The sequence below is a fragment of the Streptomyces sp. NPDC057654 genome, assembly GCF_042800135.1.
In the GTDB taxonomy this organism is placed as follows: Bacteria; Actinomycetota; Actinomycetes; order Streptomycetales; family Streptomycetaceae; genus Streptomyces.
On record NZ_JBHVHQ010001338.1, the window covers coordinates 1 to 1,483 of the forward strand.

Annotated in this window: 2 protein-coding genes; both read right to left on the reverse strand. The window is 74.1% G+C overall.

Annotation, left to right across the window (positions count from 1 at the left end; genetic code table 11):
• Positions 1-489, reverse strand: a 489-nt coding sequence (locus ACFU99_RS43385; RefSeq protein WP_384404244.1) for a glycosyltransferase, incomplete at its 3' end; no start/stop codon positions are given.
• A 3-nt stretch (positions 490-492) separates the two neighbouring features.
• A complete protein-coding gene (locus ACFU99_RS43390; protein WP_384404247.1) occupies positions 493-1,263 on the reverse strand; it encodes a MerR family transcriptional regulator in 771 nt (256 codons plus the stop codon).
• Between the last annotated feature and the right edge of the window lie 220 nt (positions 1,264-1,483).

Consider the following 1,483-nt stretch of genomic DNA (forward strand, 5'->3'; position numbering starts at 1 on the left):
GCGCAGGGAGACGCGGCCGGCGGCCCGGTTGCCCCAGCGGCCCAGCGAGCGGGTTCCGCCGACGACAGGGGGGAAGCGGGCGGTGGGCGCCACCGGTTGCAGATAGACGCCCAGGGAGGGAATCCCCGACGCCTCCGCCGCGTGCCATCCCAGCGGGGCCGTGGTGGTGGAGAGGAGCAGCAGGTCCGCGCCTTGCGCGACGGCGTCGGCGACACCTTGGCCCAGCTCCCGGATGAAGGCGGACGCCTTGCGCAGCAAGGACCCGGAGCCGCCAGCGGAACTTCCGCCGTTCGCTGAGTCCTCGCCGCCTCCACCGTTGGGGTCGGCTGGCAGTGCCCGGAACTCCAGCCCGCTCGCCCGTACCAGCGGCTCGTACGTACCGTGCGTCGCGAGCGCCACCTCGTACCCGGCCTCGCGCAGCCGCGCCCCGACGCCCGTATACGGCGCGACGTCGCCCCGCGAACCGGCCGCCATGATGAGCACCTTCATGGCTCAGCCCTCCCGTTCGGCGTTGGCGTGGACGGCCGCGCACAGGAACCGGTCCAGGCCGGGGCGCTGCTCGGAGGCCGGTACGACGAGGGCGAAGGCGCGGGCGTCCGCCACGTAGTCGTCGGCGATGCGGCAGTGCATCTCGGGCGGGCAGGGCGTGAACCACCGGCCGATGTGGCGGCGGTGCTCCTCGGCGAGCCCCATGACCAGTTCGCCGTCGGGCGGCGCGCCCGCGTCGAAGGCGGCGAGCAGCTGTTCGCGCCACGCGGCGGCTTCGGCCATCAGCTGCCGCCAGTCCTCCTTGGTGTGCGCGGCGGCGCGGGCCATCGACTCCTGGTGGCCGGCGCTGTGCCCCCACTTGAGGTGCGCGTCCGTCGCATAGCTGAGGTCGAAGGCGACCTCGCCGAACACCTCGAACCGCTCCTCGGGCGTCAGCTCGACGCCCGTACGCCGTACCTCCATGGCGCGCTCGGCGACCTCGACGAGCCGCTGGAGCCTGGCGATCTGCTCGTTCAGCAGCCGGTGCCGGGAGCGCAGCCGGTCGAGGACGTCGTCCCGCGGGTCCGCGAGGACGGCGCCGGTCTCCTCCAGGGAGAAGCCCAGCTCCCGGTAGAAGAGGATCTGCTGGAGCCGTGCCAGGTCCGCGTCGCTGTAGAGCCGGTACCCGGCGGCGCTGCGGTCGCTCGGGGCCAGCAGTCCGGCCTTGTCGTAGTGGTGCAGGGTACGCACCGTCACCCCCGCGAAGCCGGCTACCTGCCCGACCGAATAGCTCATGGGATCGCCTTTCGTCACGGTTCAGGCTGCGGCCTGACGTGGGGTGAGGGTCAAGCGGGGCCGCCGGGGCCGCCGGGGCCGCCGGGGCCGCCGGGGTCGCCAGGGCTGCCCGGGTCGCTGTCGCCGGGTGCGAAGTACTGCCCCGGCGGTACGCCCACACTGCGGCGGAAGGCGGCGACGAAGGCGCTCGGGGACCCGTACCCGACGCGGTGCGCGACGG

Coding starts and splice junctions, on each gene's coding strand:
- ACFU99_RS43390 (WP_384404247.1), bottom strand. CDS start 1,263: ATGAGCTATTCGGTCGGGCAGGTAGCCGGCTTCGCGGGGGTGACGGTG.